General features: G+C 46.9%; 2 protein-coding genes. Both read left to right on the forward strand.

Features of this window, described 5'->3' with window-relative positions; all coding sequences use genetic code 11:
- Positions 1 to 1580: condensation domain-containing protein (locus Xenpb_RS19010; RefSeq protein WP_255523210.1), on the forward strand; the 1580-nt coding region annotated here is incomplete at its 5' end.
- 3 nt (positions 1581 to 1583) lie between these two features.
- Positions 1584 to 4156: condensation domain-containing protein (locus tag Xenpb_RS19015; protein WP_187655693.1), on the forward strand; the 2573-nt coding region annotated here is incomplete at its 3' end.

Consider the following 4156-nt stretch of genomic DNA (forward strand, 5'->3'; position numbering starts at 1 on the left):
GCATTGAAGATAACTTTTTCCGCATTGGTGGTGATTCGATTGTCAGTATCCAGCTAGTTTCCAAACTGCGTCAGGCTGGCTTTTCCCTTCAGGTTAAATCGATTTTTGAGGCACCAACGGTGGCCCGGTTAGCCCAACTGCTGACATTGTCATCATCGACACCAAAAGTCATTGCAGAGCAGGGATTATTAAGCGGAGAATTTGACTTATTGCCTATCCAGCAGACTTTCTTCGGCTGGTGCTTATCGAATCCGCACCATTGGAATCAGGCACTTATGCTCCAGCTTCCCGGATACATCAGATATGCGAATATTGAGCAAGCTTTAATAAGCCTGACTGAGCGGCATGATATGTTACGTACCCATTTTGCCCATACTGAAAATGGCTACCGCCAGTGTTACTCTGCGGAAACTGCTCTCTGTCTGCCGACATTACTGCACTGTGATGTCAGTAAGTTCTCAGATGCTGAATTACATCAACAATTGACCCAATGGCAAAACGGGTTTGATTACCATAACGGGCCATTATGGCAGGCTGGTCACCTGACCGGATACGCTGATGGCAGTGCCCGGTTATTCTTCGCATTCCACCACCTGATTATTGACGCAGTGTCGTGGCGCATCATTGCTGAAGATATGCGCCTGTTATTGCAGGGTATGGCTTTGCCAGCGAAGACCAGCAGTTACCGGCAATGGGTGACCGCTGTCCATCATTATGCAGAGCAACATCAAGATGAAGTGCCCTACTGGCAACGGATGATGGCACAACAAACGGCAACAGGAAACAACATCAAACCAGCGCTGGACAGCATCACCCAACACAGGTTAAGCATTTCTGCTGAGATGACGAACATCCTGCTACACGAAGCCAACACCGGTTACCACACTGAAATTAACGACTTACTGCTGAGCGCACTGACACTGGCCTTGCAGGAAACTTTCTCACAAGACGTAAACTACCTCCTTCTGGAAGGACATGGGCGGGAATCCATTGATAACTCATTAGATCTTTCCGAAACCGTCGGTTGGTTTACAACCATGTACCCCGTTCGTCTGGAAATGCAGGCTGATATTGCAGAAACCATTATTCACACCAAAGAAATGCTTCGAGGCATACCAAACAAAGGTATTGGCTACGGCGCATTACATCAGGCGGGATATCTGACAGGTGATTTGCCGGCCATCAGTTTCAACTACCTCGGACAATTAGGAGGAGCCAGCCATCAAGACTGGTTCATAACCAGCGATGGTTGTGGGGATATGATCGCCAGCGAAAACGGCAGCCATTTACTGTTGGGCATCAACGGCGCAGTTCAGACAGGAAAACTGCAATTTAGTGTGGATTCCCGTCTGCCACAATCCCAGACCGCGGCGTTTATCAAAGCATTTGAACAAGCGCTCAATAACGTCACCGCGACGGGCCAGAAGCAGGCTCAGGCAGGAGGAATCAAAACCTCCAGTGATTACGGAATCAAGGGCGTTTCGATGGAGCAGCTAAACCAGCTCACGCATCGTTTTGGTCAAGTGAATAATGAAAATCCGCACCTCCAACCACAAAAGAAAACAATTTTGGAGTTGTAAAAAATGTTGATGCTATTTAAAGAACTTAACAAAAATCATGTATCAGTATGGGTTTGTGAGAATAAGTTGAATCTGGCATTTATAGGGGATAAACCCCCTGCTCAACTTATTGATAAGATTAAGCAGAGAAGAGAGAACGTATTAGATTTTTTAAACGAAAAAAATATCTTCTCTGAAGAAGATTTTAAACATTTTACCGTTAGTGAAAATCATGCTGGTTGTGATGAGCCCATCACATCCTCCGGGAATAACATTGAAATGATATTCCCCGCCACCAGTCTGCAACAGGGGTTTATTTATCATTATTTGGCCCAACCACAGGATGATGCCTACCGTGTACAACTCTTGTTGGATTACCACACCCAACTGGATCTTGCTGTCTACCAGCAAGCCTGGTCACTGGCTTCACTGCGTTTTCCTATCCTCAGAACCGCATTTGATTGGGAAGGAGAGATATTACAGATAATCACAGCGGGTTCCAGTATTGGCCCAACGAATTTTACTACCCTGGATGTCACTCAATTACCAGAAGAAGATCGCAATAAAGCAATTGAAGCGATCCAACAAAATGACCGCAATCTGTCTTTTGATTTAAATCAGCCCGGATTAATCCGTTTCACTTTCATCAAACAGGGTGAACAGCTAACAACAGTATTAATCACTCTGCATCACTGCATTGTGGATGGCTGGAGTTACCCGATTTTATTACAGGCTGTACATGAATATTACAACCAACTGATAAAGGGACAAATACCACAAGTTGTAGTGGAGCAGGCTTATCTGGCAACCCAACAATACCATCTTGATCATAAAGCCGAATCAGAAGCCTATTGGACTGAATGTAAAGCACAATTTCAGGGAGCTAATGATCTTTCAGCTCTGTTAAGTCATCACACTGACTTAACGCAGATAAAAGCCGTTGAAAAGCCTGCTGAACAGATACTCACTATACAGGGAAGCACTTATGAACAGCTAAAAGACACATGCCGGACACAAGGCGTTACACTCAATGCGGCCCTGCAATTTGCCTGGCATAAATTATTGCACAGTTATACTGGCGATGAGCAAACCATTGTCGGTACGACTGTCTCCGGACGTGATATGCCGGTAGAAGGCATTGAGTCCAGTGTCGGTCTGTATATCAATACATTGCCGTTGATGGTTCGGTGGAACAAAACGAACAGTATTATCAGCGTGTTAGAAGACATACAGAAGGACATCGCTGCACTCAACAGCCACAGTGCTGTATCACTGGTCAGCCTGCAACCCAACGGAAAAAGTTTATTCCATAGCTTGCTGGTCTTTGAGAATTATCCTTCTCCCTCAACACATGAGAATCAAGAAGGTATCGAAAATACACTTACATTCCGCCAAGGCATCGAAAAAACAGATTACCCGTTGTCATTAATAGGTTATGAGCAAAATGACAGTTTAGTCATAAAATTGGGTTATAGTGAAGACTGGCTGGCAGATAAACAAGCGCTGCGTTTGCTTCGTCAGCTTGAGCGTATTCTTTATGCCGTAGCCTGTGACCCACACCAGCCACACACCTCCATAATGTTTCTCAGTCAGGAGGAACGCCATACCTTGCTGCACACCTGGAACCAGACCGATGTTCCCTACCCGCAGGACAAAACCCTGCAACAATTGTTTGAAGCACAAGTGGAAATAACACCAAACGATGTGGCGCTGGTGTTTGAGGGCGAAACGCTGACCTACCGCCAGCTCAACGAACGGGCAAATCAGTTGGCACACGCTATCCGCGGGCATTATCAGCAACAATGCGATCAACAACAATGCGATCAACAACAACGTAATGCACCGCTGCAAGCCGACACGCCAATCGCCCTTTATCTTGACCGCTGTCCGGAAATGGTGGTTAGTATGTTGGCCGTGCTGAAAGCCGGCGCCGCTTATGTACCCATTGCACCGGCATATCCCGCGGAACGCGTTAATTTTATTCTGCAAGATATCCAGACCCCGTGTGTGTTGACCCAACAACATCATTTGGCGGCACTGGCGGCATATACCCAACCATTCGCTGAACCGCCGGCACTGATAGCCACAGATAACCAGACAGTCACCGCAGGCCAGCCTGTGGAAAATCCGGCTCCGGTCAACAAATCCACCGATTTGGCCTATATCATCTACACCTCCGGCACCACCGGCCAGCCAAAAGGGGTGATGATTGAGCATACCAGCGTCAGTAACTTAGCCCGGTTTATTGCCAGAACACATTTACTCTGCCCGCAAACCAAGGCACTGTTTTTCTCCAATTACGTCTTTGATGCCGCTGTCTTTGAGATTTTCCCTGCCCTGATAACGGGAGCCGCCCTGTTTATTGCCCCTGCTCCGGTGACCAAAGACAGTGAACAACTGTTGGCATTCATCAATGCCCATGACATTACCAAGGCGTTTATTCCAACGGCCCTGATGAACCATTTCTCCACTGAATTATTCCAGTCCACCTTACAGGTTATCCATACGGGCGGGGAGGCCCTGAATGCCCTGAATTTACGTTCAGGGATTACCCTGTTTAATCAGTACGGTCCCACTGAAATCACCGTCTGTGCGAC

Origin of the sequence: Xenorhabdus sp. PB62.4 (assembly GCF_014467285.1) — a bacterium.
Lineage (GTDB): Bacteria > Pseudomonadota > Gammaproteobacteria > Enterobacterales > Enterobacteriaceae > Xenorhabdus.